The organism is Citrobacter sp. Cf116 (genome assembly GCF_030336505.1).
Lineage (GTDB): Bacteria > Pseudomonadota > Gammaproteobacteria > Enterobacterales > Enterobacteriaceae > Citrobacter > Citrobacter freundii.
Map to the genome: position 1 here is coordinate 773,463 of NZ_JAOWEQ010000040.1, position 22,120 is coordinate 795,582.

The 22,120-nt window shown below is 53.5% G+C and carries 20 protein-coding genes; 8 read left to right on the forward strand and 12 right to left on the reverse strand.

Annotated elements, in window-relative coordinates; translation table 11 throughout:
* Window positions 1-43 precede the first annotated feature (43 nt).
* From mhpE to OGV74_RS20400, 6 genes are read right to left on the reverse strand one after another with little or no spacing between them, the layout of a single operon-like run.
* The gene (gene mhpE, locus OGV74_RS20375; RefSeq protein ID WP_003021379.1) at window positions 44-1,057 is read right to left on the reverse strand and encodes a 4-hydroxy-2-oxovalerate aldolase; all 1,014 of its coding nucleotides are present in this window, start codon (window positions 1,055-1,057) and stop codon (window positions 44-46) included.
* Window positions 1,054-2,004, reverse strand: a complete 951-nt coding sequence (gene mhpF, locus OGV74_RS20380; protein WP_071667383.1) for an acetaldehyde dehydrogenase — start codon at window positions 2,002-2,004, stop codon at window positions 1,054-1,056. Before mhpF ends, mhpE begins: the two co-directional genes overlap by 4 nt.
* On the reverse strand, window positions 2,001-2,810 hold the full coding sequence (mhpD, locus tag OGV74_RS20385; protein ID WP_086503754.1) for a 2-keto-4-pentenoate hydratase: 810 nt from the start codon (window positions 2,808-2,810) through the stop codon (window positions 2,001-2,003). Before mhpD ends, mhpF begins: the two co-directional genes overlap by 4 nt.
* 9 nt (window positions 2,811-2,819) lie before the next feature.
* A complete protein-coding gene (gene mhpC, locus OGV74_RS20390; protein ID WP_016149676.1) occupies window positions 2,820-3,686 on the reverse strand; it encodes a 2-hydroxy-6-oxonona-2,4-dienedioate hydrolase in 867 nt (288 codons plus the stop codon).
* A gap of 28 nt (window positions 3,687-3,714) precedes the next feature.
* Window positions 3,715-4,659: a 2,3-dihydroxyphenylpropionate/2,3-dihydroxicinnamic acid 1,2-dioxygenase gene (mhpB, locus tag OGV74_RS20395; protein WP_003021366.1), complete on the reverse strand. Its 945-nt coding sequence runs from the start codon at window positions 4,657-4,659 to the stop codon at window positions 3,715-3,717.
* Between the two features lies 1 nt (window position 4,660).
* Window positions 4,661-6,325: a bifunctional 3-(3-hydroxy-phenyl)propionate/3-hydroxycinnamic acid hydroxylase gene (locus tag OGV74_RS20400; RefSeq protein WP_286521447.1), complete on the reverse strand. Its 1,665-nt coding sequence runs from the start codon at window positions 6,323-6,325 to the stop codon at window positions 4,661-4,663.
* A gap of 191 nt (window positions 6,326-6,516) precedes the next feature.
* On the opposite strand from OGV74_RS20400, the gene OGV74_RS20405 reads away from it, so the two are divergent.
* Window positions 6,517-7,329 carry a DNA-binding transcriptional regulator gene (locus OGV74_RS20405; RefSeq protein ID WP_286521491.1) on the forward strand — a complete coding sequence of 271 codons (813 nt, stop codon included), beginning with the start codon at window positions 6,517-6,519 and terminating at the stop codon, window positions 7,327-7,329.
* A gap of 165 nt (window positions 7,330-7,494) precedes the next feature.
* On the opposite strand, the gene OGV74_RS20410 is transcribed toward OGV74_RS20405, so the two are convergent.
* Window positions 7,495-8,511 carry a hypothetical protein gene (locus OGV74_RS20410; protein WP_071684509.1) on the reverse strand — a complete coding sequence of 339 codons (1,017 nt, stop codon included), beginning with the start codon at window positions 8,509-8,511 and terminating at the stop codon, window positions 7,495-7,497.
* 77 nt (window positions 8,512-8,588) lie between these two features.
* Complete coding sequence (locus OGV74_RS20415; protein ID WP_086503752.1) at window positions 8,589-9,311, reverse strand: hypothetical protein; 723 nt, start codon at window positions 9,309-9,311, stop codon at window positions 8,589-8,591.
* 418 nt (window positions 9,312-9,729) lie between these two features.
* On the opposite strand from OGV74_RS20415, the gene OGV74_RS20420 reads away from it, so the two are divergent.
* Window positions 9,730-10,071: a hypothetical protein gene (locus OGV74_RS20420; RefSeq protein ID WP_054528128.1), complete on the forward strand. Its 342-nt coding sequence runs from the start codon at window positions 9,730-9,732 to the stop codon at window positions 10,069-10,071.
* A 136-nt stretch (window positions 10,072-10,207) separates the two neighbouring features.
* On the opposite strand, the gene OGV74_RS20425 is transcribed toward OGV74_RS20420, so the two are convergent.
* Window positions 10,208-10,684, reverse strand: coding sequence for a cold-shock protein (locus tag OGV74_RS20425; RefSeq protein ID WP_003021353.1), 477 nt, complete (start codon window positions 10,682-10,684; stop codon window positions 10,208-10,210).
* Window positions 10,685-10,770: 86 nt separating this feature from the next.
* Window positions 10,771-11,016, reverse strand: coding sequence for a YmjA family protein (locus OGV74_RS20430; RefSeq protein WP_003021350.1), 246 nt, complete (start codon window positions 11,014-11,016; stop codon window positions 10,771-10,773).
* A gap of 377 nt (window positions 11,017-11,393) precedes the next feature.
* On the opposite strand from OGV74_RS20430, the gene OGV74_RS20435 reads away from it, so the two are divergent.
* Together OGV74_RS20435 and OGV74_RS20440 are read left to right on the forward strand one after the other, a co-directional pair.
* Entirely contained in the window at window positions 11,394-12,170 is a 777-nt protein-coding gene (locus OGV74_RS20435; protein WP_086503751.1) for an MBL fold metallo-hydrolase, read from the forward strand.
* An 18-nt stretch (window positions 12,171-12,188) separates the two neighbouring features.
* On the forward strand, window positions 12,189-13,139 hold the full coding sequence (locus OGV74_RS20440) for a GlxA family transcriptional regulator (RefSeq protein ID WP_071667375.1): 951 nt from the start codon (window positions 12,189-12,191) through the stop codon (window positions 13,137-13,139).
* On the opposite strand, the gene OGV74_RS20445 is transcribed toward OGV74_RS20440, so the two are convergent.
* On the reverse strand, window positions 13,136-13,798 hold the full coding sequence (locus tag OGV74_RS20445; protein ID WP_003847664.1) for a class I SAM-dependent DNA methyltransferase: 663 nt from the start codon (window positions 13,796-13,798) through the stop codon (window positions 13,136-13,138). The genes OGV74_RS20440 and OGV74_RS20445 overlap by 4 nt on opposite strands.
* Window positions 13,799-13,907: 109 nt before the next feature.
* Here OGV74_RS20445 and OGV74_RS20450 point away from each other — a divergent pair, with 109 nt between their 5' ends.
* The 4 genes from OGV74_RS20450 to lacA all read left to right on the forward strand — a co-directional run bounded on the left by OGV74_RS20450 (window position 13,908) and on the right by lacA (window position 20,140).
* Window positions 13,908-14,990 (forward strand): LacI family DNA-binding transcriptional regulator, encoded by a 1,083-nt coding sequence (locus OGV74_RS20450; protein ID WP_032948644.1) that lies wholly within the window; start codon window positions 13,908-13,910, stop codon window positions 14,988-14,990.
* Window positions 14,991-15,111: 121 nt separating this feature from the next.
* Window positions 15,112-18,195 carry a beta-galactosidase gene (locus OGV74_RS20455; protein WP_086503750.1) on the forward strand — a complete coding sequence of 1,028 codons (3,084 nt, stop codon included), beginning with the start codon at window positions 15,112-15,114 and terminating at the stop codon, window positions 18,193-18,195.
* Window positions 18,196-18,246: 51 nt separating this feature from the next.
* Window positions 18,247-19,500, forward strand: a complete 1,254-nt coding sequence (locus OGV74_RS20460) for an MFS transporter (RefSeq protein ID WP_086503749.1) — start codon at window positions 18,247-18,249, stop codon at window positions 19,498-19,500.
* Window positions 19,501-19,528: 28 nt separating this feature from the next.
* On the forward strand, window positions 19,529-20,140 hold the full coding sequence (gene lacA, locus OGV74_RS20465; protein ID WP_086503748.1) for a galactoside O-acetyltransferase: 612 nt from the start codon (window positions 19,529-19,531) through the stop codon (window positions 20,138-20,140).
* A 90-nt stretch (window positions 20,141-20,230) separates the two neighbouring features.
* Here the strand turns inward: lacA and prpE are convergent, their stop codons facing one another.
* The gene (gene prpE, locus OGV74_RS20470) at window positions 20,231-22,117 is read right to left on the reverse strand and encodes a propionate--CoA ligase (protein ID WP_086503747.1); all 1,887 of its coding nucleotides are present in this window, start codon (window positions 22,115-22,117) and stop codon (window positions 20,231-20,233) included.
* Window positions 22,118-22,120: the final 3 nt, after the last annotated feature.

Here is a 22,120-nt window from a genome sequence, read left to right on the forward strand (position 1 = left end):
CAGGTGAATCGCGGCTGATACGTTGCCAGCCGCGTAATCATTTTTATTTTCTGTTGCGCAGATCCAACGCCACGTCGACGATCATATCTTCCTGGCCGCCCACCATCCGGCGTTTGCCCAGTTCAACCAGAATATCTACCGCGCTCAGGCCATAACGCGCCGCCGCCACTTCGCAGTGGCGCAGGAAGCTGGAGTACACGCCGGCATAGCCCAGCGCCAGCGTTTCGCGGTCCACCCTCACCGGGCGGTCCTGCAGCGGACGCACCAGATCGTCGGCGGCGTCCATCAGCGCATACAGATCGGTTCCGTGCTGCCAGCCAAGCTTATCCGCCGCGGCGATAAACACCTCCAGCGGCGCGTTGCCTGCGCCTGCGCCCATACCGGCCAGACTGGCATCGATACGATCACAACCCTCTTCTACCGCAGCAATCGAGTTCGCCACGCCAAGGCTCAGGTTGTGGTGGGCGTGCATCCCGGTTTCTGTTTCCGGCTTCAGCACCGCTTTCAGGGCGCGGAAGCGGTCACGGATATCAGACATGTTCATCGCCCCGCCTGAATCGACCACATAGATACAGGTCGCACCGTAGTTTTCCATCAGTTTCGCCTGCTGTGCGAGGTTTTCCGGCGTGGTCATATGACTCATCATCAGAAAGCCGACGGTGTCCATGCCCAGTTCACGCGCATACTGAATATGCTGGGCCGACACGTCCGCTTCGGTGCAGTGGGTCGCCACACGCACAACGCGCGCCCCAGCCTGATACGCATTTTTCAGGTCATGAATCGTGCCAATGCCCGGCAACAGCAGCGTGGCGATCTTGGCGTGCTTGACCACGTCCGCCGCCGCCTCAATCCACTCCAGGTCGCTGTGCGCACCAAAGCCATAGTTAAAACTGGAACCCTGCAGACCGTCGCCGTGCGCCACCTCAATGGAATCCACCCTCGCGTCGTCCAGCGCTTTGGCAATCTGGCGCACGTTTTCCAGCGAATATTGATGACGAATGGCGTGCATGCCGTCGCGCAGGGTCACGTCAGAGATATAGAGTTTTTTACCGTTCATGCTGCTTCTCCTGCCTGACGAGTGAGTGACTGCGCCATTTTCTCAGCGGTCGCCAGCGCGCTGGAGGTCATAATGTCGAGGTTGCCCGCATAGGCAGGTAAATAGTGCGCCGCGCCTTCCACTTCCAGATACACCGCGGTTTTCAGCCCGGAGAACTGACCGATGCCCGGCAGATTGACCGGTTTATCCTGCGGGATGACTTCAAACTGGACACGCTGTTTCAGACGATAGCCCGGCACGTAAGCCTGCACCGCCGCCGCCATCTCATTAATCGATGCTTCAACTTCAACCTCAGAGGCCGCTTCGCTCAGCACATACACCGTGTCGCGCATCATCAGCGGCGGCTCGGCCGGGTTAAGGACGATAATCGCTTTACCTTTTGCCGCCCCGCCAACCACTTCAATCGCCTTCGAGGTGGTTTCGGTAAACTCATCGATATTAGCGCGCGTGCCAGGACCCGCAGATTTACTGGCGATCGAGGCGATAATTTCGGCGTAATGGACTTTTGCCACGCGAGAAACTGCCGCCACCATCGGGATAGTCGCCTGCCCGCCGCAGGTCACCATATTAACGTTCTGCTGATCAACGTTGGCCTCCAGATTCACCACAGGCACGCAGTACGGGCCGATTGCCGCGGGGGTCAGGTCGATCAGGCGGATCGCTGGTTTAACGGCGCGCAGCGCGGCGTCGTTCTTCACATGCGCGCCTGCGCTGGTGGCATCAAAAACAATGTCGATGTCGGCGAATTCCGGCATGGCGATAAGCCCTGTCACCCCTTCATGGGTGGTGGCAACGCCCATGCGTCGGGCACGCGCCAGACCATCAGAATCTGGATCGATACCGACCATCACCGCCATTTCCAGATGTACGCCGTGACGCAGAATTTTTATCATCAAATCGGTACCGATGTTGCCGGAGCCGATAATGGCGACTTTACGCTTACTCATGACTGACTTCCTTTTGTAACCGCCGCTGAAAAGGTGGCGGCAACTGAACCAATACCATCGATATGGGCCTCGAAACGATCGCCCGCATTCACCGCCACCATCGGGCCTAACGCCCCGGTGAGAATGATATCTCCGGCACGTAGCGGCTCGCCGAGGCTGGCCATTTTGCGCGCCAGCCAGACGGCGGCGTTGATCGGATGTCCCAGGCATTCGCTGCCGCGTCCGCTGGAAACCTCTTCGTTGTTGCGCGTCATTTTCATCGCGCAGTTTTTCAGATCTAATCCTGCCGGACGCTGTGCCGGGCCGCCGACCACATACACCCCGCAGGAGGCGTTATCCGCCACGGTATCAACAAACTTGATTGACCAGTCACGGATACGGCTGCCGACCACTTCCAGCGCGGGCAGCACCCACTCGATGGCGTTATACAGCTCGTCAAAGGTAGTGTCGGCATTGGGCAGATCGCGGTTCAGCACCAGCGCGATTTCCGCTTCAATACGCGGTTGCAGCACGCGCTCAAACGCAATGTTGTCGTTATCGCCGTAGCACATGTCGGCAAACAGCGTACCGAAGTCCGGCTGATCGACGCCAAGCTGCTGCTGCACTTTCGGGTGTGTCAGCCCTACTTTGCGCCCGACCACGCGACGCCCGCGCGCCACTTCATACTGCACGTTGATGCGTTGAATGGCGTAGGCCGCTTCGCCGTTGTCCACACCAATCAATTCACGCAGTGGGGCGATAGCTTCCCCTTTTTCTTCAGCCTGACGTAAATCGGCGGCCAACTGCTCAAGATTATGATTCGTCATGTCCGTTCCTTAAGGGCGTGCGAGGAAGTTCAGCACCAGTTGGTTAAAGGCATCCGCATGCTCCCACTGCGCCCAGTGTCCGCAGTCGCGGTAGATATGCAGCTCAGAACCGGCAATTCCGGAGAGCAGGCGCAGACCGGCATCCATCGGCACAAAGCGGTCATTGCGTCCCCAGACAATCAGGGTCTGGGCTTTGATTTCACCCAGACGCGGGCTGAAATCCGGGAACTGTTTCGGGTTGGCCTCCAGACTCTGGACAAAGTTTTCCAGGTGATCGCGACGCGACAGCATGTTATTCAGGCGTGCCTCAAACAATGCCTCGGTCAGGTCGCTGGTGTCGAAGACAAAGATCTCCATCATCAGCTTCAGGTTCTCGATGGTCGGCTCGCGGTACAGCTGATTCAGGCGCTTGATACCTTCGGTCGGCATCGGGGTAAACAGACTCATGCCGCCCGTTCCGCCGCCCATTAACACCAGTTTGCCCACGCGCTCCGGCCAGCTCAGGGTAAACGCCACAGCACTGTGACCGCCCATCGAGTTACCCAGCAGGTGGACTGTTTGAATATCCAATTGATCGACCACGCTTTTCAGAATGCGAGCGTTGAGATCAGATCGCGAACCGCGGTTAACGATCCCATCGCTTTTGCCCCAGCCTGGACAATCCAGCAGGATCACCCGGTATCCGGCCTGTACCAGCGGATCAATATTGCGGCTGAAGTTTGCCCAGCCCGTCGCGCCAGGACCGGAGCCGTGCAGCAGCACGACGGTCTCTTCGCCCTGTCCACAGTCATTGAAATGCACGCGTAGTGTTTCGCCTGCTTCCTGCACCTCCAGAAAACGACTGGTAGCGGCTTCGGTTTGCGGTTGGTAAGTCATGATGTTCTCCTGCATATTCAGTTCTGTTTCAGTTCTGTGTGGTAGCGCTCAGGGAGCCGAATCCGGCGATCCACTCCGGGATCGGGCGGTAATAACGACCTTCGCTGCGCCAACTACCAAAGGCAGAAATGGCGGCAAAGGCGGCAACCCAGGTTTTCACTTCGTGCGTTGATTTGCCCGCCATCACGGACAGCTCTTCGTTACTGACCGCGTCCAACTCCTGCAAACGCCCCTGCTCAAGCAGGGTCATAAAGCGGTTATCCCAGACGGGGTTAAGCGGGTGCAGCGTGTTTTGATCGGCCACGAACTTCTCGGCGGCGCTGATCACCCGCTGCTGGCGCAGCTCGCGCTCGTTTTCAGGTAACTGTTTGCCGCTGCCGAGCAGGCGGTCACGCATATGGGCATCAGCCTTCGCCAGCTCCGGGACCGGCGGTTGATGCGATAGACCACCGGAGCCTAAAAACAGCACGCGCTTATTCAGCGAGCTGGCGAAACGGCCAATCGCTTCACCGAGCATGCGGGTACGCTGAAAGCCCGGCAGCGGCGTGGCGACGCCGTTAATAAACACCGGCAGCACCGGCACCTTATCCAGACCGCCGAGCAAAAACTCCAGCGGCTGCGCGAAGCCGTGATCGACCTGCATGTTGTAGGACACGGCAAGATCAATGCCGCTTTTCATCACCGCGTGGGCGCAGGCTTCAGCGAGATCTGTCGGCACTGGCAGTTCTCCCGCTGCGCTGCCGAAATCGCCGATCGCCGTAGCTCCCACGCCTAAGCAGAACGGCGGCATCACGTCGTAGAAAAAACCGTTGTAGTGATCGGGGGCAAACAGCACTACCAGTTCCGGGTCGAACGCCGCAATACGCGCCCGGGCGCTGGCGATCACGCCGTTAACCTCGTCGAGCACGGTCTGCGCCGGGTCGACATAGCCCACCAGCGGCGAGTGGGAAAGACAGTGAAGATAAGCGTGCATATCAGGCAACCTTTTCAACAGGAATATCGGCAGTAGCGCGGGTAAGTGTCATCACCGACGCCAGTTTATTCAGGGTGCTGCCCAGGGTTTGCGGAATGGCGATGGCGGCCACGAAGCGGTCCGGGCGCATTACCACCAGCGCGGCGTTGTGTTGGGCAAACCACGCGCGCAGGCGGTTTTGCGTATCACCAATGCGGGTAACGCCGTCGTGGTTATCCTGATCGGTATGTATCTGCGTATCCGGCACGACCTGGATAAAACGCGTCCCCAGCGCCTGCCACTGTTGGATCTGCGACTCGCTCATGCCCCATAGCGGGTTACAGCCCCAGCCAATCACCGCGAAATTCGGTCCAATAACGTTGTCGAGCAGCGTCACTTCGCCCGATTCCAGCGTCACCTTCGGCTGGATAAACATCTTGCCGACCGGAGACGTTCTCGCGTCACCCTCACGCACCAGTGCTCCAACATGGTATTGCGGCATCGGCTTAAAGCGCATTTCGAGGAAGTAGCGTTTGACCGGCGGAATATAATTCAGCAGCCAGGAAACCCCGTCGCGCACCGCGCCGTGCCAGCGTTTTGGCGGCGCCAGCACGTTGCCAGCGGTCACGGAGAGATCGATCATCGCTTTGGCGTGGTCGCGGCGTTCCTGCTGGTAGGTATCCAGCAGCTCATCACCGGCTTTGCCCTTAATGACCAGCGCCAGTTTCCACGCCAGATTGAAAGCATCGCGCATGCCGCTGTTGTACCCCTGCCCCTGCCAGACCGGCATAATGTGCGCCGCATCGCCCGCCAGCAGCACGCGGTCAATGCGAAAACGTTCGGCCAGACGGGCGTTATGGGTATACACGCGCTGGCGGATCAGTTCGACGTTGTCCGGGTTCGGCAGCACTTTGCTCAAGAGCTGACGCATATTCTGCGGTTCACTGAGCTGCGCTTCGGTTTCCCCCGGCATCACCATAAATTCGAAACGGCGCACTGCATGCGGCAGCGCGGCGGAGACGTATGGGCGCACCGGATCGCAGCACAGATACACATGCGGTGTGCTGAGCGGATCGTTGGCGATATCCACCACAACCCACTGATTCGGCGCGGTTTTGCCTTCAAACGGCACGTTCAGCGAGCGTCTGACGTTGCTGCCGCCGCCGTCGCAGGCCACCAGCCACTGGGCCTTCACCGTTTCACGTTGACCGTCCGGCGTTTTCAGATTCAGCGTCACTTCGCCGTTTTGCTGGCTGAGGGCCTCCAGTTCGCGGGAGAACAGGCAGCGCACATTGGGAAAACGCGACAGCCCTTCCAGCATCACTGCGTCCACCTGTGGCTGAATAAACGCGTTACGGCGCGACCAGCCAAATTCGTCAGTCATCGGCTGGATATCAGCAAAGCAGCGGCCTTTCGGCGTGAGAAAGCGCATCGCGTGCCACGGCGTGGTGTGCGGCAAAACGCGCTCGACCAGCCCCACAGACTGCATGGTGCGCAACGCTTCATCGTCAATGCCAATGGCTCGGGGATAGTCGATCAGCGTGTCGAGCTTCTCCACTACCAATACCTCAATGCCCATCTGGCCAAGATAGTTGGCCATCATTAGCCCCACCGGGCCGGCACCGGCAATCGCCACCTGCACGGTGTGCTGCACAGCGGGTTGGATATCCGGGTTTTTTGTTGTCATTTCAGAACCTCACGACTCGGACAAAACGCAATTGCGGACCCTGGTGAGGCGCAACTTGTTTTGTTAAAAATATGTGAATAATTTTTTGTTGTGCGGTCAGTATAGGAGTGAGTTTTTGCGCTACAATCAAAACATGCCTGGATGTGCACTAAGTGCACAACGTTGTTTTACCTGTAGATTTGTCAATGAATATGAAAAATGACGAGAGCACTGAGTACAAAACCGTACGCGGATTAACGCGCGGATTAATGTTATTAAATATGTTAAACCGGCTCGATGGTGGGGCCAGTGTTGGCTTACTTGCTGAGTTAAGCGGCCTGCATCGCACCACGGTCAGACGGCTGCTGGAAACCCTGCAAGATGAGGGTTACGTTCGGCGCAGCCTGTCCGATGACAGCTTTCGCTTAACCATTAAAGTCCGCCAGCTCAGCGAGGGGTTTCGTGACGAGCAGTGGATTTCCGCACTCGCCGCCCCGCTGCTGGGGGATTTGCTGCGCGAGGTCATCTGGCCGACCGACGTTTCCACGCTGGATGTGGACGCGATGGTGGTACGTGAAACAACCCACCGCTTCAGCCGCCTGTCGTTTCACCGGGCGATGATCGGGCGTCGTTTGCCATTGCTGAAAACCGCATCCGGCCTGACCTGGCTGGCATTCTGTCCGGAGAATGAACGTCAGGAACTGATTGAAATGCTGGCCTCCCGACCAGGAGAAGAGTTCCAGCTTGCGCGCGAACCGCTGAAGCTCAATGCCATTTTAACCCGCGCGCGAAAAGACGGTTTTGGCCAGAACTTTCGCGGCTGGGATCAGGAGGAGAAAATCGCTTCTATCGCCGTCCCCATCCGCAGCGAACAACGTGTCATCGGCTGCCTGAATCTGGTGTATATGGCCAGCGCCATGACCATCGAACAGGCCGCGGAAAAGCATCTTCCGGCCTTACAAAAGGTGGCGAAACAGATAGAGGACGGCGTCGAGTCGCAGGAGATTTTGGTGGCCGGGAGGTGAGATGGATCACAGTTGTTGGCGGTGAGAATCCGCGCAGGATATGGGTTGGTACGAAGATCAGCTTGAGGTCATTTCTGGTTCGTTTACGCTGCAATTGGTACATAAACGGCAATCATCGTTGAAACATTCGAGGATTGCCATTGGGATTAAAATCACAACGATACATTACACAGGCTGATTAAATTCGACATAAACCGTATAGTTTTCATCTTGCTCTCGATTGAGATCCACACTCGCGCCAGCTGAGCCTTTAAACCCATTCATGCCAAATCCTAAACGACTCTCTTTGTTTGAGGAAAATACACTCTTCTTTTTCAGTTCCAGTTCCGCACTTAAGCAGCCACCTATTTCTCTGGCAAATACAATGCTTTCCCATGATGGTTCATACGGTAACCAACTGAATTCTTTTCGTTCCAGAGTCATACCTTTTACCCATTCGCGCCCCGCTAAAGTAATTACTCGTTTATCACTACCGATATTCGTCGTAGCTGATTTTAAACTTATGTTAGCCTCAACTGAACTAACAGGAAGTTCCGCGTCTATTTCTGCTTTCGCAGCACTTAATAAATTCGACTTATTTTCCTTGCGAAACTCTATTTTCGTCGCCCCCAGATTTACAAAGACCCTGATCATCTCAGCTTCTCGTTCCTGAAGTAGGATATCATCTAAGCTATCACTGAGAATATAGAGATCCTTTTTAGACTCATTATCCTCTGACAGAGGGTGTCTGATGTAAGCCTGGTTTATCTGCGGATGGCCAGGTTGAAAACGATAATTTGCCCCGATGGCCGTTTCTATGGACATACTTATACGTTTTAAATATTTATCAAATGAACTCGCAGACTGTCTCAAGCTGGCAACGGAAACATCTTCTTCATCTTTTTTCGAAAATAATTGATATAAAGAATAGGCGGCAGGGGCTGCATTAACAAGAACTGCCACAGGCAAAGGCAGTAATCTTGCAGCCATCTCAAGAGCAATATTTGCCACCAGGGGATTTATCATTTTACGGTCACTATTTTCTGGTTCACCTCCACTCTTAGAAGACGAAAATGACTTACCCTTCTTCACTGTATTTTCAAGCGGTATTTCTTCCCCTTCGGAAATTAACGTCGTTATTATTTCCTCAGTCGAAGGTTCATCCTGAAGATCTTCATCCACAATAAATATTAAGTTTCCCATAATATCCCTAAGTATATAATCAGCTCTGGTTATATAGACAATCAAGCCTATATTCATGTCAAGTTTTTACAATAAATTTAATTATTTATATAATTTCTGCATTCATCAGATCTTGCAAACAAATCATCATCTCGACAAGCTATTCTAATAGCATCGACAAGATTATCATTACTGATGGGAGTCCAGAAATTATTAACAATTAGATATTTTTGACGTTTAACCCCATCTCTAACATTTAACTTTATTAATACAGATTCAAGCTTTTCCATATATTTATTATTTGATTTGGTTTTATATTCTGCAAATACCACAGCATATTCAGGTTCTGCATAATCTCTCGCTACCAATGGAGGAACAAGAAAATTCACTTCAGACCTGGCATCCAATATGTAGCCATTCATTTCCTTATACTCATATGCAGGCATAGAGGATGTATTTCCGCCGGGTATTGAAACACCATTTTTGGTGAACACTCCCGTGACGTCTTTAGTAATCCGATATATTACTTTTTGTGTCAGATCAGGGACTATTCTGAACTGTTCTATAACCTGATCGGTCGAACTTTTATTCGTTAAGTTAAATTCATAATTCCTACCCGAGGATTTAACATATTTAACTTGTACATCCCCTGTCAAAAAATCGAAAATATAGTTGCCAAGGAATGCAAGCAAACCAGTAGCTGCAAGCCATAAAATAAAACCATTAATTTTTTTGTGAAATGGTATACAAACAGTCTTATCCTTAGAATTCTTTTTGGATGTGTTGGAACGAGGAGGTCTTTGTTTGTTATTCCTTGCCATTTGTAATTATCACCCTAATATTCTGAACTTGATAGATGAATAGTTGTAATGTGAATTCTGTTTCAAGCTAAATATAACCATCCACGTAGATTGCTTCCTATGTTACTTTACTAGTATTTTTTTACAATAGCTTGTAGGGTCAAAGCGGCTATAAGTAACTACCAAATTTAGTTGATATTTGGAATTATTAAGAATTTTTAAGATGCTGAAGAAATTTTCTTACATATGTCGCAATGCATTCTTTCACACTTGCCAGACTATCTAAATCCTTAGGTGCTGGATGTCTATAGAGGGTTAAGAGGGAAGTTAAAGTAGCCGGATTTCAATGCCTCTTTCAGGAGCGCTGATGTTTAGCAGTGGGTTATCATAAGGCGCTATGTTAGTTTATACAGATTATTTTATCATTAAAGGAGATGTTATGGGTGTTGAGTTTCATATAACAAGAGCTGAATTTTGGGCAGATAATGATGATGCGCAGATAACATCTGATGAATGGCTTCACTACATTAATAGCGATAATGAATTAAGCAGATATATTATAAATGGCGATTATCACGCCTTGTGGTCAGGCCCCTCGTTATACGCAGAGCCATGGCTTGACTGGAGCGCAGGTAATATTTATACAAAATGGCCAGACACATATCTTTACAGAAAGATGTTGGGGATTGCAAAAAGTCTCAACGCCCAGGTAATGGATGATGATGGTACAATTTACAATGACGAATCACAGTGGGAATACGATCCTTTATCCTCGGGCTAATGACAGTTTAACAAAGAAGCCCAGACCAGCCGCATATCTACTCCAGACTCACAGCAATCACATACTGAATATAAAAAAACCGAAACCCCGTTCCTGAAAAGAGCAGCGTTCCGGTTTTTATTCAGTCTGAAGGGCTTCAGACCTTAAGCAGTTTCACCGTCTCGTCAATGTCGATTTCATCTTCAGAGAAAATCAGCGTCGTGCCCTGGAAGGTGGTGATAGCCAGCTTTTTCAGCGTGCGCATTTCACCAGGCTTCACGTCTGATTTTGGTCGGATGCTGTTCATCAGCACGCCGACAGACAGCACTGCATTTTCTTTGTCGATACGGGTCTCTACAGGGACTTCTTCACTGTAGACCAGGAATGACTTGATCGAGGTGAGCTTCAGACGCTCGCCTGCGATATAGATGTACTTGCTGTCTGGTATGACTTTTACCGCGTAGGCAGACAAGCCTTTGTTATTGGTGGTGGGCTCAAAAGTCACCGCCGCGTCTTTCTTGATCAGCTCAGGATTAGCAACCTTAATCACATGAAAATAGCGATTGTCGCCGTTTTCATCTTTGATAAATCCAAAGCCTTTATCTTTAAACCACGTTGTGATTGTTCCGTTCATTGCTGTTTCCGCCTGATTAAACCTATTACTCGTAGAGTATACCTACTCAATTTGCGCGCAGTGTAAAACACAGGCCATACCTTTGGCTACTCGTTACCCCAACGATTGAGGAACTCCGCGATATCATCGATACGCTGAGCGTCGACACCGGCCACGGTTGCCATCTCCTGCTGCGCTTCTTCGCTGATCTCTTCGTTGTTCATCAAACGGGTAATCAACTGCTGGAAGTAGTGCGCCAGCGCGTCACGTTCTGTGTCGCTCACCGGCTTTGCGGCCTCGGTCGCGTACTCGTCGGCAATATCATAATATTTAAGCGGAATGTCGTTGTTCATCAGTTGCTCCGGGGGGATATGCGTGTGCCAGCAGTTGCCTGCCGCGTCTGATGTGAATGATAGCATTCTTATTTCATGGTTCGCGATCTGTTTTATTGGTCACTATGCATTACATATATCAATAATGTTTTCTGGCACCACTTCGTATTTAATAAATTTTTCCGTATTTAAGTAACAGCACTCTTATTCATTTCGATATAATGGCTGCGAATTAAATAACGAGCTACAAAGGAAATATTAAATTACTTTAATTACATAATTGATATCTGTAATCCGCTATTGGCCCAATCCCATCGCTAGTCGCCCATTTGCCCACATTCATCTTCTGGACAACACTCTACGATGACACCACTGATCCAACACGTGGAGCAAACATCATGAACATCACGCAAATCCGTAACGCCACGCAGCACATCGCCTTTGGCGGTAAAACTTTTCTGATTGATCCGATGCTGGCGGATAAAGGTACTTATCCGGGCTTTGCCGGAACGGCTCGCGCCGAGATCCGCAACCCGACCGTTGATCTGCCTGTCGATATCGACACGCTGCTCAACGTTGATGCGCTGATCGTGACCCATCTGCATGAAGACCACTGGGATGAAGCAGCGGCTCGTGTCGTGCCGAAAGACAAACCGATTTATGTGCAAAACGATCGCGATGCGCAGGTACTGCGGGGACAAGGTTTCACGCAACTGACCGTACTGACGCAAAACACCGCGCTTGGTGATATCACCCTGCGTAAAACCGGCGGCCAGCACGGTTCGGATCGCGCTTACGCCATCCCGCAAATGGCTGAGCGTCTGGGTGATGCCTGCGGGGTTATCTTCCAGCATCCGGCGGAAAAAACACTGTATCTGGTCGGGGACACCATCTGGCGCGACGAGGTGGAAACCAACATGCGGACTTTTCAGCCAGGCGTGGTCATTCTGAATGCAGGCTTTGCCCACGTTATCGGGTTTGGCCCAATTATAATGGGCGCGGAAGATGTGCTAAAAACCCACTTCGTACTACCCGAGGCACAAATTTTGGCGACCCACATGGAGGCGATTAATCACTGTCTGTTGACCCGCGCGGCCTTGAAAGAGTACGCCCGCGACAACCAGATTGCGCAATTCGTTAACGTGCCGGAAGATGGCGAAACCCTGACGTTTTAAACTCCACAGAGGAATCGTATGCAACCGCTTAACGTCGCCATTGTTGCCGTGGAAGATTTCAGCCCGTTTCACTTCTCAGTGCCGTGCATTATTTTCAGTGACAAAGTGGCGGCGAAAAAGCGCTTTGAGGTGCAACTGTGCGCCGAACAGCCAGGCATCGTTTCCTCGCAGGATGGCTTCGCCATTACCGCAGCCTACGGCTATGAAGCGGTGGAGGCCGCCGACATCGTAGTGATCCCCTGGTGGGGCACCACGGCACATCGACCACCACAAAGCCTGCTTGATGCGCTCAACCGCGCACGACAAAACGGCGCGCAAATTGTTGGGTTATGTCTGGGCGCGTTTGTTCTCGGCTATGCCGGTCTGCTGGATGGCAAACGGGCGGCTACGCACTGGGAATTCGAACAGGATTTTCAGGCGCGCTTTCCGGCAGCCCATCTGGATATCAACGCGCTGTACGTGGATGACGACGGTATTATTACCTCGGCAGGGACCGCCGCCGCGCTGGATTGCTGCCTGTACGTCATCCGCCAGCGTTTTGGCAGCACGGTGGCGAATCAGATTGCCCGACGGATGATTGTGCCGCCACATCGCGAGGGCGGCCAGGCACAGTTTATCGAACAACCGGTAGCGAAAAATACCCAGGATCAGCGCATCAACGCCCTGCTCGACTATTTGCGCCAGCATCTCCACGAACCGCATAATCTCGACGAGCTGGCGCAGCGAGTGATGATGAGCCGTCGTACCCTCACTCGTCATTTTATGAAGGCCACCGGGTCAAGCGTAGCCGAATGGTTGATTGCCGAGCGCCTGCGCCGTAGCCAGACGTTGCTGGAGTCCAGCCAGTTACCCGTTGAACGCATTGCAGAACAGGTTGGTTTTCAGTCGCCCGTCACCTGGCGTCAGCATTTTAAATCCCACTTTGGTGTTAGCCCGGCTGAATGGCGTAAAACCTTTCGCGGCGATTAGCCTCTTTTTTGCGCCAGCCAGACGGTGTGCCCGGCGCAGTGCGGGTCTTCCATCACCATCTCGACTACCGCAAAACCATGCGCTGACAGCAATGCGCGGTATTCGTCCGGCGCGAGGCTGGCGTGAAACAGCGGCTCACCCTCAAATTGCCCCATCGCGATGCCATTGTCCGTACCGCTGGTAAACATCAGCGCGCTGCCGGGATGGCTGAGGCGGTCAAAAATCGGGAACATCTTTTGCTGGTCCTGCTGAGTTAAATGGAAAAAACTGTCCCAGGCGATCAGACCATCGAAAGTCTCATTGAGTGCCAGTTCGCGCATATCCTGCTCCAGCCAGCGCTGTACGGGAAAAGTGTTTCGGGCCCGCGCCAGCATCGCCGGGGAACCATCAACGCCGGTAAGCTGAAAACCTTGCTGGATAAAATAACCGGCAATCGGCTGACCGTTGCCGCAGCCAATATCCACAATGCTGCCCTGCCCGCCCATCACGGAAATGAATTTATCGAGCCAGCTTTTCTCGAACAAGGTGCGCGAGCGCTGGCTGGCAAAGGCATCCGCATGACGTCGGTAGATGGACAGAATATTATTTGCCGCAGAGTCGCTCACAATGTCCTCACTTTTTTCTTCTGTTAAGAAGAACGACGATAAATCCTCCAGCACACGATCCGCAACCCTGGAATGCGCCTCGCAGAACCTATGCGTAAATCCCCCAAAACCGTCCCGCTGTGGCATCATAGCGCGCAGATAACGTCATGACAGGGGTGAAAACGTGAAACCGGTAACGCTATACGATGTGGCAGACCATGCAGGTGTCTCTTACCAGACCGTCTCGCGCGTCGTTAATCAGGCCAGCCACGTTTCCGCAAAAACCCGACAAAAAGTTGAGGCCGCGATGGCGGAACTCAATTACATCCCTAACCGCGTCGCACAGCAGCTGGCGGGCAAACAGACGCCGCTGATTGGCGTTGTGACGGCGAACCTTGCCCTGCATGCCCCCTCACAAATCGTTGCCGCCATAAAATCCCGTGCCGACCAGTCCGGTGCCAGCGTGGTGATCGCCATGGTCGAGCGCAGCGGCGTTGAGGCATGTAAAGCCGCGGTCCACAACCTGCTTTCTCAGCGCGTAACCGGGCTTATCATCAACTATCCACTGGATGAAGAAGACGCCATTGCCGTGGCCGCCGCCTGCGGTACGGTGCCGGTGCTGTTTCTCGATGTCTCTGACCTGACGCCAATTAACAGCGTGATTTTCTCGCATGACGACGGCGCGCGCCTCGGCGTTGAACATCTGGTGCAGTACGGACATCAGCGTATCGCCCTGCTGAGCGGGCCGCACACTTCCGTTTCGGCAAGGCTTCGCCGTGCGGGCTGGCACAAGTATCTGGAACATTACCAGCTACAACCCGTTGTGGAGCTGGAAGGCGACTGGAGTGCGATGTCTGGTTTTCAGCAAACGATGCATATGCTGAATAACGGTAACCTCCCTACCGCCATGCTGGTCGCTAACGATCAAATGGCGCTGGGCGCGATGCGCGCAATCAGCGAGTTCGGTCTGCGGGTGGCGGTAGATATCTCGGTGATTGGCTACGATGATACCGAAGACAGCGCCTGCTACATTCCACCGCTGACCACCATCAGGCAAGATTTTCCGTTATTGGGTGAAACCAGCGTCGACAGGCTGCTGCAACTTCCCCGTGGCGAATCAACCGTGGGCAACCAACTGCTGCCCGTCACCCTGGTTAAGCGCAAAACGGTTCTGCCACCCAACACCCAAACCACCTCACCCCAGGCGCTGGCCGATTCATTGATCCAGCTCGCGCGGCAAGTTTCTCAGCTCGCACCCAAATTGTGAACGCACAACAATTGTGTGAGTCAGTTCACTCATTGAACGCCCCAGCCTTTACAGTTGGGATCGCTTATCCGTATTTTGATTGAAATTGTGAGCGTATAACAAATTCAAACAGGATACCGTTATGAACCTGAACACAGATTCACTCTCCGCTGTTCTGGCCCGCCGTGACTGGGAAAATCCCGGCGTCACGCAGCTCAACCGCCTGGAGGCGCATCCACCGTTCTGTAGCTGGCGTTCAGCAGATGACGCACGTACGAATCAGCGTTCGAGTCAGTTACGCTCGCTGAATGGCCAGTGGCAATTTGCCTGGTTTGCCGCGCCGGAGGCTGTGCCGGAAAGCTGGCTGACAAGCGATCTGCCACAAGCTGATACTGTCAACGTCCCCTCGAACTGGCAGATGGACGGTTACGATGCGCCAATTTATACCAACGTCACCTACCCAATCCCGGTTAACCCTCCGTACGTTCCGGCACAGAACCCGACAGGATGTTACTCGCTCACATTTTATATTGACGATATCTGGTTAGATGAGGGTCAGACGCGCATTATTTTTGACGGCGTGAACTCCGCATTTCATTTGTGGTGCAACGGCCGCTGGGTCGGCTACGGACAGGACAGCCGCCTGCCATCTGAATTCGATCTTAGCGATTATCTGCAGCACGGCGAAAACCGTCTGGCGGTGATGGTGCTGCGCTGGAGCGATGGTAGCTATCTGGAAGACCAGGATATGTGGCGCATGAGCGGTATTTTTCGCGACGTATCTTTGCTGCATAAGCCCACAACGCAAATTCGCGACCTGCGCATTAATACCCGGTTTAACGACGACTTCAGCCGCGCCACGCTGGCAGTGGAAATCAGAGTAGCGGGCAACGCGAGCGAAGATTTACGCGTAGCCCTGCAATTGTGGGAGGGGGAAACGCTCACAGCCGAAACGAATTCCCCACTCGGCAGTGAGATTATTGATGAACGCGGTGCTTATCATGACCGGGTGACTCTGTGTCTGAACGTCGAAAAACCGGCTCTGTGGAGTGCCGAAACGCCCAATCTGTACCGCGCCGTTGTGCAGTTACGCACCGCGGACGGAGCGCTGATAGAAGCGGAGGCCTGTGACGTCGGCTTTCGTCAGGTTTGCATTGAAAACGGACTGCTGTTACTCAATGGTAAGCCGCTGTTGATTCGCGGTACCAACCGCCATGAGCACCATCCGATTAACGGCCAGGTGATGGATGAGGCGACGATGGTACAAGACATCATCCTGATGAAGCAGAATAACTTCAACGCCGTGCGCTGCTCCCATTACCCAAATCACCCGCTGTGGTACACCCTGTGCGATCGCTACGGCTTGTATGTCGTCGACGAAGCCAACATTGAAACCCACGGCATGGTGCCGATGAATCGCCTCACCGACGATCCCGCATGGTTGCCTGCCATGAGCCAGCGCGTCACGCGCATGGTGCAGCGCGATCGCAACCATCCGAGCATTATCATCTGGTCTCTGGGCAATGAATCCGGCCATGGCGTCAATCACGACGCGCTCTACCGCTGGATAAAATCAGAAGACCCGTCACGCCCGGTACAATATGAAGGCGGCGGTGCAAATACCGCAGCGACCGATATTATTTGCCCGATGTACGCCCGCGTCGATCAGGATCAACCCTTCCCCGCCGTCCCCAAATGGTCGATTAAAAAGTGGCTGTCGATGCCCGGCGAGCAGCGTCCGCTGATCCTTTGTGAATATGCCCACGCCATGGGCAACAGTTTCGGTGGCTTTGCCAAATACTGGCAAGCGTTCCGTCAGTATCCGCGCCTGCAGGGCGGATTTGTCTGGGACTGGGTGGATCAGTCGCTGACCAAATATGATGAGAACGGTAAAGCATGGTCAGCCTACGGTGGCGATTTTGGCGACACACCTAACGATCGTCAGTTTTGCATGAACGGGCTGGTGTTCGCCGATCGCACCCCACACCCGGCGTTATACGAGGCCAAACATGAACAGCAGTTTTTCCAGTTCACGTTACTGCCGGGCGCTGAACGCCAGATTGAAGTGACCAGCGAATATCTGTTCCGCCGCAGCGATAACGAAGTTCTGCACTGGTCTATTGCCCAGGACGGCAACCCGCTGGCCGCCGGAGAAATCGTTCTGGATATCGCTCCACAGGGTCGCCAGGTGATTACCCTGCCAGATGTCCCGATGCCGGAAACCGCAGGTCAGCTGTGGCTGACGGTACGCGTAGAACAACCTCAGGCAACCGCGTGGTCAGACGCCGGGCACATCAGCGCCTGGCAGCAATGGAAGCTTCAAGAGAAGCTCAGCCTGACGCAACTGCCGTCTGCCCGCACCGCGCCACAGCTCAATGTGAGCGAAAACGTCTTTACTGTTGAGAACGACAACAAGCGCTGGCAATTCGACCGTCAGTCTGGCCTGCTGACACAGTACTGGATTGGCGATTCAGCCCAACTGTTAACTCCGCTTACTGACCAGTTCACCCGCGCCCCGCTGGACAACGACATCGGCGTGAGCGAGTCAACCCGCATCGACCCGAACGCCTGGGTCGAACGCTGGAAGGCCGCCGGTCACTATCAGGCTGAAGCAACGTTACTGCACTGTGCTGCCAATACGCTGAGCGATGCGGTACTGATCACCACTGAACATGCGTGGCAGTATCAGGGCGAAACGCTGTTCATCAGCCGAAAAAGCTACCGCATTGACGGCAAGGGTGAAATGCAGATAACGGTGGATGTCGACGTTGCCAGCGGTACGCCGCATCCGGCCCGCATCGGCCTGAGCTGTCAGTTAGTGCAGATCGCAGAGCGAGTGAACTGGTTAGGTCTCGGTCCACATGAGAACTACCCGGACCGTCTGGGCGCCGCCTGTTTTGATCGCTGGGATCTGTCGCTTGATGAGATGTACACCCCGTATGTTTTCCCAAGTGAAAACGGTCTGCGCTGCGGCACGCGCGAACTGCACTACGGCGCGCACCAGTGGCGTGGGGACTTCCTGTTCAACATCAGCCGCTTTAGCCAGCAGCAACTGATGGCAACCAGCCACCGCCATTTGCTGCAACCTGAGGCGGGCACCTGGCTCAATATTGATGGCTTCCATATGGGCATTGGCGGCGATGATTCGTGGAGCCCTTCCGTGTCGCCGGAATTTCTGCTGAGCGCCGGACGCTACCACTTCCAGTTCATCTGGGGCCAAAAATAATAATATAAGTTGGGCAGGCCCAAACCTGCCCGCATTTATAGGAAGTCTGTTATGTATTATTTAAAAAACACTAACTTTTGGATGTTCGGCTTTTTCTTCTTCTTTTACTTTTTTATTATGGGTGCGTATTTCCCCTTCTTCCCCATCTGGTTACACGAGGTAAACCATATCAGCAAAGGCGATACCGGCATCATCTTCGCCTGTATCTCACTGTTTTCTTTGTTATTCCAGCCAATTTTCGGACTGCTCTCCGACAAGCTTGGCCTGCGTAAACATCTGCTGTGGGTAATTACCGGCATGCTGGTAATGTTTGCCCCGTTCTTTATTTACGTTTTTGGTCCGTTATTACAAGTTAATATTTTACTGGGTTCAATTGTCGGTGGGATTTACCTTGGCTTTATTTACAATGCCGGCGCTCCGGCGATTGAAGCCTATATTGAAAAAGCCAGCCGCCGAAGCAACTTTGAATTTGGTCGCGCGCGCATGTTTGGGTGCGTGGGCTGGGCGCTGTGCGCCTCGATTGCCGGCATTATGTTCACCATCAATAACCAATTTGTCTTTTGGTTAGGCTCCGGCTGCGCGGTCATTTTGGCATTGCTGCTGTTATTTTCAAAATCAGATGCCCCCTCTTCTGCAAAAGTCGCGGATGCGGTAGGCGCCAATAACTCGGCATTCAGCCTGAAGCTGGCGCTGGAGTTATTTAAACAACCAAAACTTTGGTTCCTTTCCCTGTACGTAGTTGGCGTTTCCTGTACTTACGATGTGTTTGACCAGCAGTTCGCCAACTTCTTTACCTCGTTCTTTGCCACCGGCGAACAGGGCACCCGCGTGTTTGGCTACGTCACGACGATGGGAGAATTACTCAACGCCTCAATCATGTTCTTTGCGCCGCTGATTGTGAATCGCATCGGCGGGAAGAACGCCCTGCTGCTGGCAGGTACGATTATGTCGGTAAGGATTATTGGCTCCTCATTCGCCACTACTGCGCTGGAAGTCGTTATTCTCAAAACGTTGCATATGTTTGAGATACCGTTCCTGATCGTCGGTTGCTTCAAATACATCACCAGTCAGTTTGAAGTGCGTTTCTCGGCGACGATTTATCTGGTGTGTTTCTGCTTCTTCAAACAGTTAGCAATGATTTTCATGTCAGTTCTGGCCGGGAAAATGTATGAAAGTATTGGTTTCCAGGGAGCTTATCTGGTGCTGGGGATTATTGCGCTGAGCTTCACGTTGATTTCCGTATTTACCCTAAGTGGACCGGGGCCGTTTTCCCGCGTTTTCACCCCGGCAAGTAAACAAGTCTGAAGACAAATAACAAGAAGGAATATCTTCGATGAGCATGTCTATGAGAGACAGAATGAAAGCAGGCAAGCTGTTTACTGATATGTGCGAGGGGCTGCCGGAAGAGAGACTGCGCGGAAAGGAGTTAATGTATGAATTTAACCACACGCATCCATCGGAGATTAAAAAGAGGGAAAAACTGATTCGTGAAATGTTTGCCACCGTGGGAGAGAATGCGTGGATCGAGCCTCCCATTTATTTCTCTTACGGCAGCAATATTCACATTGGCAAAAACTTCTACGCCAATTTTAACTTTACCATTGTGGATGATTACACGGTCACCATTGGCGATAACGTATTAATTGCGCCAAACGTCACTATCTCGGTAACAGGTCACCCTGTTCATCATGAATTAAGGAAATCCGGAGAGATGTTTTCCTTTCCGGTCACCATCGGCAATAACGTATGGATTGGCAGTAATGTGGTCATCAATCCAGGCGTAACGATTGGCGATAATTCCGTGATTGGCGCAGGGAGTGTCGTCACAAAAGACATTCCGGCAAATGTCGTGGCCGTGGGGGTTCCCTGTCAGGTTATCCGCGAGATAAATGACAGAGATAAGCAATATTATTATAAAAACTATAAATTAGAAGATGCTCTTTGATACTGGGCATAACGCCGGATGGTGCCGCATTGCGGCTTATCCGGCGACCAGGCCCGGTGAGCATCGCGCCACCGGGCCTGGTTATAACCGCTATTCCTCGATCGCCTGACGGATTTGCTGCAGCGACGCGGGATCGTCAATGGTCGTCAGATCGCCGGGATCGCGGCCTTCGCAGATCGCCTGGATCGTCCGTCTGAGCATTTTACCGGAACGTGTTTTCGGCAACTGCGACACAAACCAGACGTGTGCCGGACGGCCAAAGTTGCCAATCTGGCTGTCCACCAGCGCCATAATCGCCTTCTCTTCCGAATGTGCGATGTCGCGATCTTCAAGGCTGTCGCTCTGTTTCGGAATAACAAACGCGACCGCTACCTGCCCCTTCAGCGCGTCCTTCACGCCGACTACCGCCACTTCCGCAACGTTCGGATAGCTGGAAATACTCTCCTCGATCTCGCGCGTCCCCAACCGGTGCCCTGCCACGTTTATCACATCATCCGTACGGCCAAGGATAAAGTAATAGCCGTCAGCGTCACGAATGCCCCAGTCAAAGGTGGCGTACACCTGGCGAGAAAACAGCGACCAGTAGGTATTCACAAACCGCGCGTCATCCCCCCAGATAGTCTGGATACAGCCCGGCGGCAGCGGGCCTTCAATCACCAACATGCCCTTTTCGTTCGCCGCACAGGGTTCACCAGTGACTTCATTGAGCAGTTGTACGTTGTAGCCGTACATCGGCACCCCGGGACTGCCCAGACGCGACGGCCTGTCGTCTAGGCCGCGGGCAATCGCCATAATTGGCCAGCCGGATTCGGTCTGCCAGTAGTTATCGATAACCGGGACATCCAGCGTTTCCGTTACCCAACTGGCGGTTGGTTCGTCCAGCGGTTCCCCCGCCAGATACAACACCTCCAGCGAGGAGAGATCGTGATTACGGATTTGCGCGGTCGGGAATTTCTTCAGCACGCGGATGGCGGTCGGGGCGGAGAACATCCGGCAGACCTGATACTTCTCAACAATTTTCCACCATACACCACAGTCCGGATACGTTGGCAGACCTTCGTAAACCACCGTCGCCATCCCCGCCAGCAGCGGGGCATACACGATATACGAATGCCCAACTACCCAGCCGATATCCGACGCGCAGAAGAACACGCCGCCCGCTTTACCGCCGAAAATGGTGTCCATCGAGGTCGCCAGCGCGACCGCATAGCCGCCAACGTCGCGCTGGACGCCTTTCGGTTTACCGGTTGTCCCGGAGGTGTAGAGAATGCAGGAGGTTTCGTTCGATTCCAGCCAGACAACTGGTACCCTCGTGCCGAGATGCTGTTGGCGCAGGGCGGCAAAGTCGAGGTCTCGCCCCTCGACCCGCGCCATTTTCGCCAGACCGCGGTCGACCAGCACCACATGACGCGGTCGGTGCTGCGCCTGTTCGATCGCATCATCAAGCAGCTTTTTATACGGCAGGATCTTGCCCCCGCGCGCCCCGGCATCCGCCGAGACGATAACCACCGGTCTGGCGTCGTCGATGCGCGCCGCCACGCTGTGCGAGGCGAAACCACCGAACACCACCGAATGAATTGCCCCAATGCGTGCGCAGGCCAGCAGCGTAATGTGCGCCTCGGCGATCATCGGCATATACACCAGCACCCGATCGCCACGCTGTACGCCCAGCGACAATAGCATCGCCGCCGCGACGTTCACTTCGTCATACAGCTGACGAAAGGTAAAAGTGCGTTCTTCTTCAGTTTCTGATGACACAGCAATCAGCGCCAGCGCGTCAGGTTGTTTCTCCAGCCAGCGGTCGATGGCGTTATGGCACAGATTGGTCGTGCCGCCGCAAAACCAGCGGGCAAACGGCGGGTTGCTGTGGTCCAGTGCCTGCGTATACGGCTGCTGCCAGTCAATACGCTGGGCCTGCTCGGCCCAGAACGACTCCGGTTGCGTTATGGAACGTTGATAAAACTCGCTATAAGACATAAT

Bases quoted from the DNA above. Each gene is read 5' to 3' on its own strand.
- mhpE (WP_003021379.1), bottom strand. From the start codon at position 1,057: ATGAACGGTAAAAAACTCTATATCTCTGACGTGACCCTGCGCGACGGC.
- mhpF (WP_071667383.1), bottom strand. From the start codon at position 2,004: ATGAGTAAGCGTAAAGTCGCCATTATCGGCTCCGGCAACATCGGTACC.
- mhpD (WP_086503754.1), bottom strand. From the start codon at position 2,810: ATGACGAATCATAATCTTGAGCAGTTGGCCGCCGATTTACGTCAGGCT.
- mhpC (WP_016149676.1), bottom strand. From the start codon at position 3,686: ATGACTTACCAACCGCAAACCGAAGCCGCTACCAGTCGTTTTCTGGAG.
- mhpB (WP_003021366.1), bottom strand. From the start codon at position 4,659: ATGCACGCTTATCTTCACTGTCTTTCCCACTCGCCGCTGGTGGGCTAT.
- OGV74_RS20400 (WP_286521447.1), bottom strand. From the start codon at position 6,325: ATGACAACAAAAAACCCGGATATCCAACCCGCTGTGCAGCACACCGTG.
- OGV74_RS20405 (WP_286521491.1), top strand. From the start codon at position 6,517: ATGAAAAATGACGAGAGCACTGAGTACAAAACCGTACGCGGATTAACG.
- OGV74_RS20410 (WP_071684509.1), bottom strand. From the start codon at position 8,511: ATGGGAAACTTAATATTTATTGTGGATGAAGATCTTCAGGATGAACCT.
- OGV74_RS20415 (WP_086503752.1), bottom strand. From the start codon at position 9,311: ATGGCAAGGAATAACAAACAAAGACCTCCTCGTTCCAACACATCCAAA.
- OGV74_RS20420 (WP_054528128.1), top strand. From the start codon at position 9,730: ATGGGTGTTGAGTTTCATATAACAAGAGCTGAATTTTGGGCAGATAAT.
- OGV74_RS20425 (WP_003021353.1), bottom strand. From the start codon at position 10,684: ATGAACGGAACAATCACAACGTGGTTTAAAGATAAAGGCTTTGGATTT.
- OGV74_RS20430 (WP_003021350.1), bottom strand. From the start codon at position 11,016: ATGAACAACGACATTCCGCTTAAATATTATGATATTGCCGACGAGTAC.
- OGV74_RS20435 (WP_086503751.1), top strand. From the start codon at position 11,394: ATGAACATCACGCAAATCCGTAACGCCACGCAGCACATCGCCTTTGGC.
- OGV74_RS20440 (WP_071667375.1), top strand. From the start codon at position 12,189: ATGCAACCGCTTAACGTCGCCATTGTTGCCGTGGAAGATTTCAGCCCG.
- OGV74_RS20455 (WP_086503750.1), top strand. From the start codon at position 15,112: ATGAACCTGAACACAGATTCACTCTCCGCTGTTCTGGCCCGCCGTGAC.
- OGV74_RS20460 (WP_086503749.1), top strand. From the start codon at position 18,247: ATGTATTATTTAAAAAACACTAACTTTTGGATGTTCGGCTTTTTCTTC.
- lacA (WP_086503748.1), top strand. From the start codon at position 19,529: ATGAGCATGTCTATGAGAGACAGAATGAAAGCAGGCAAGCTGTTTACT.
- prpE (WP_086503747.1), bottom strand. From the start codon at position 22,117: ATGTCTTATAGCGAGTTTTATCAACGTTCCATAACGCAACCGGAGTCG.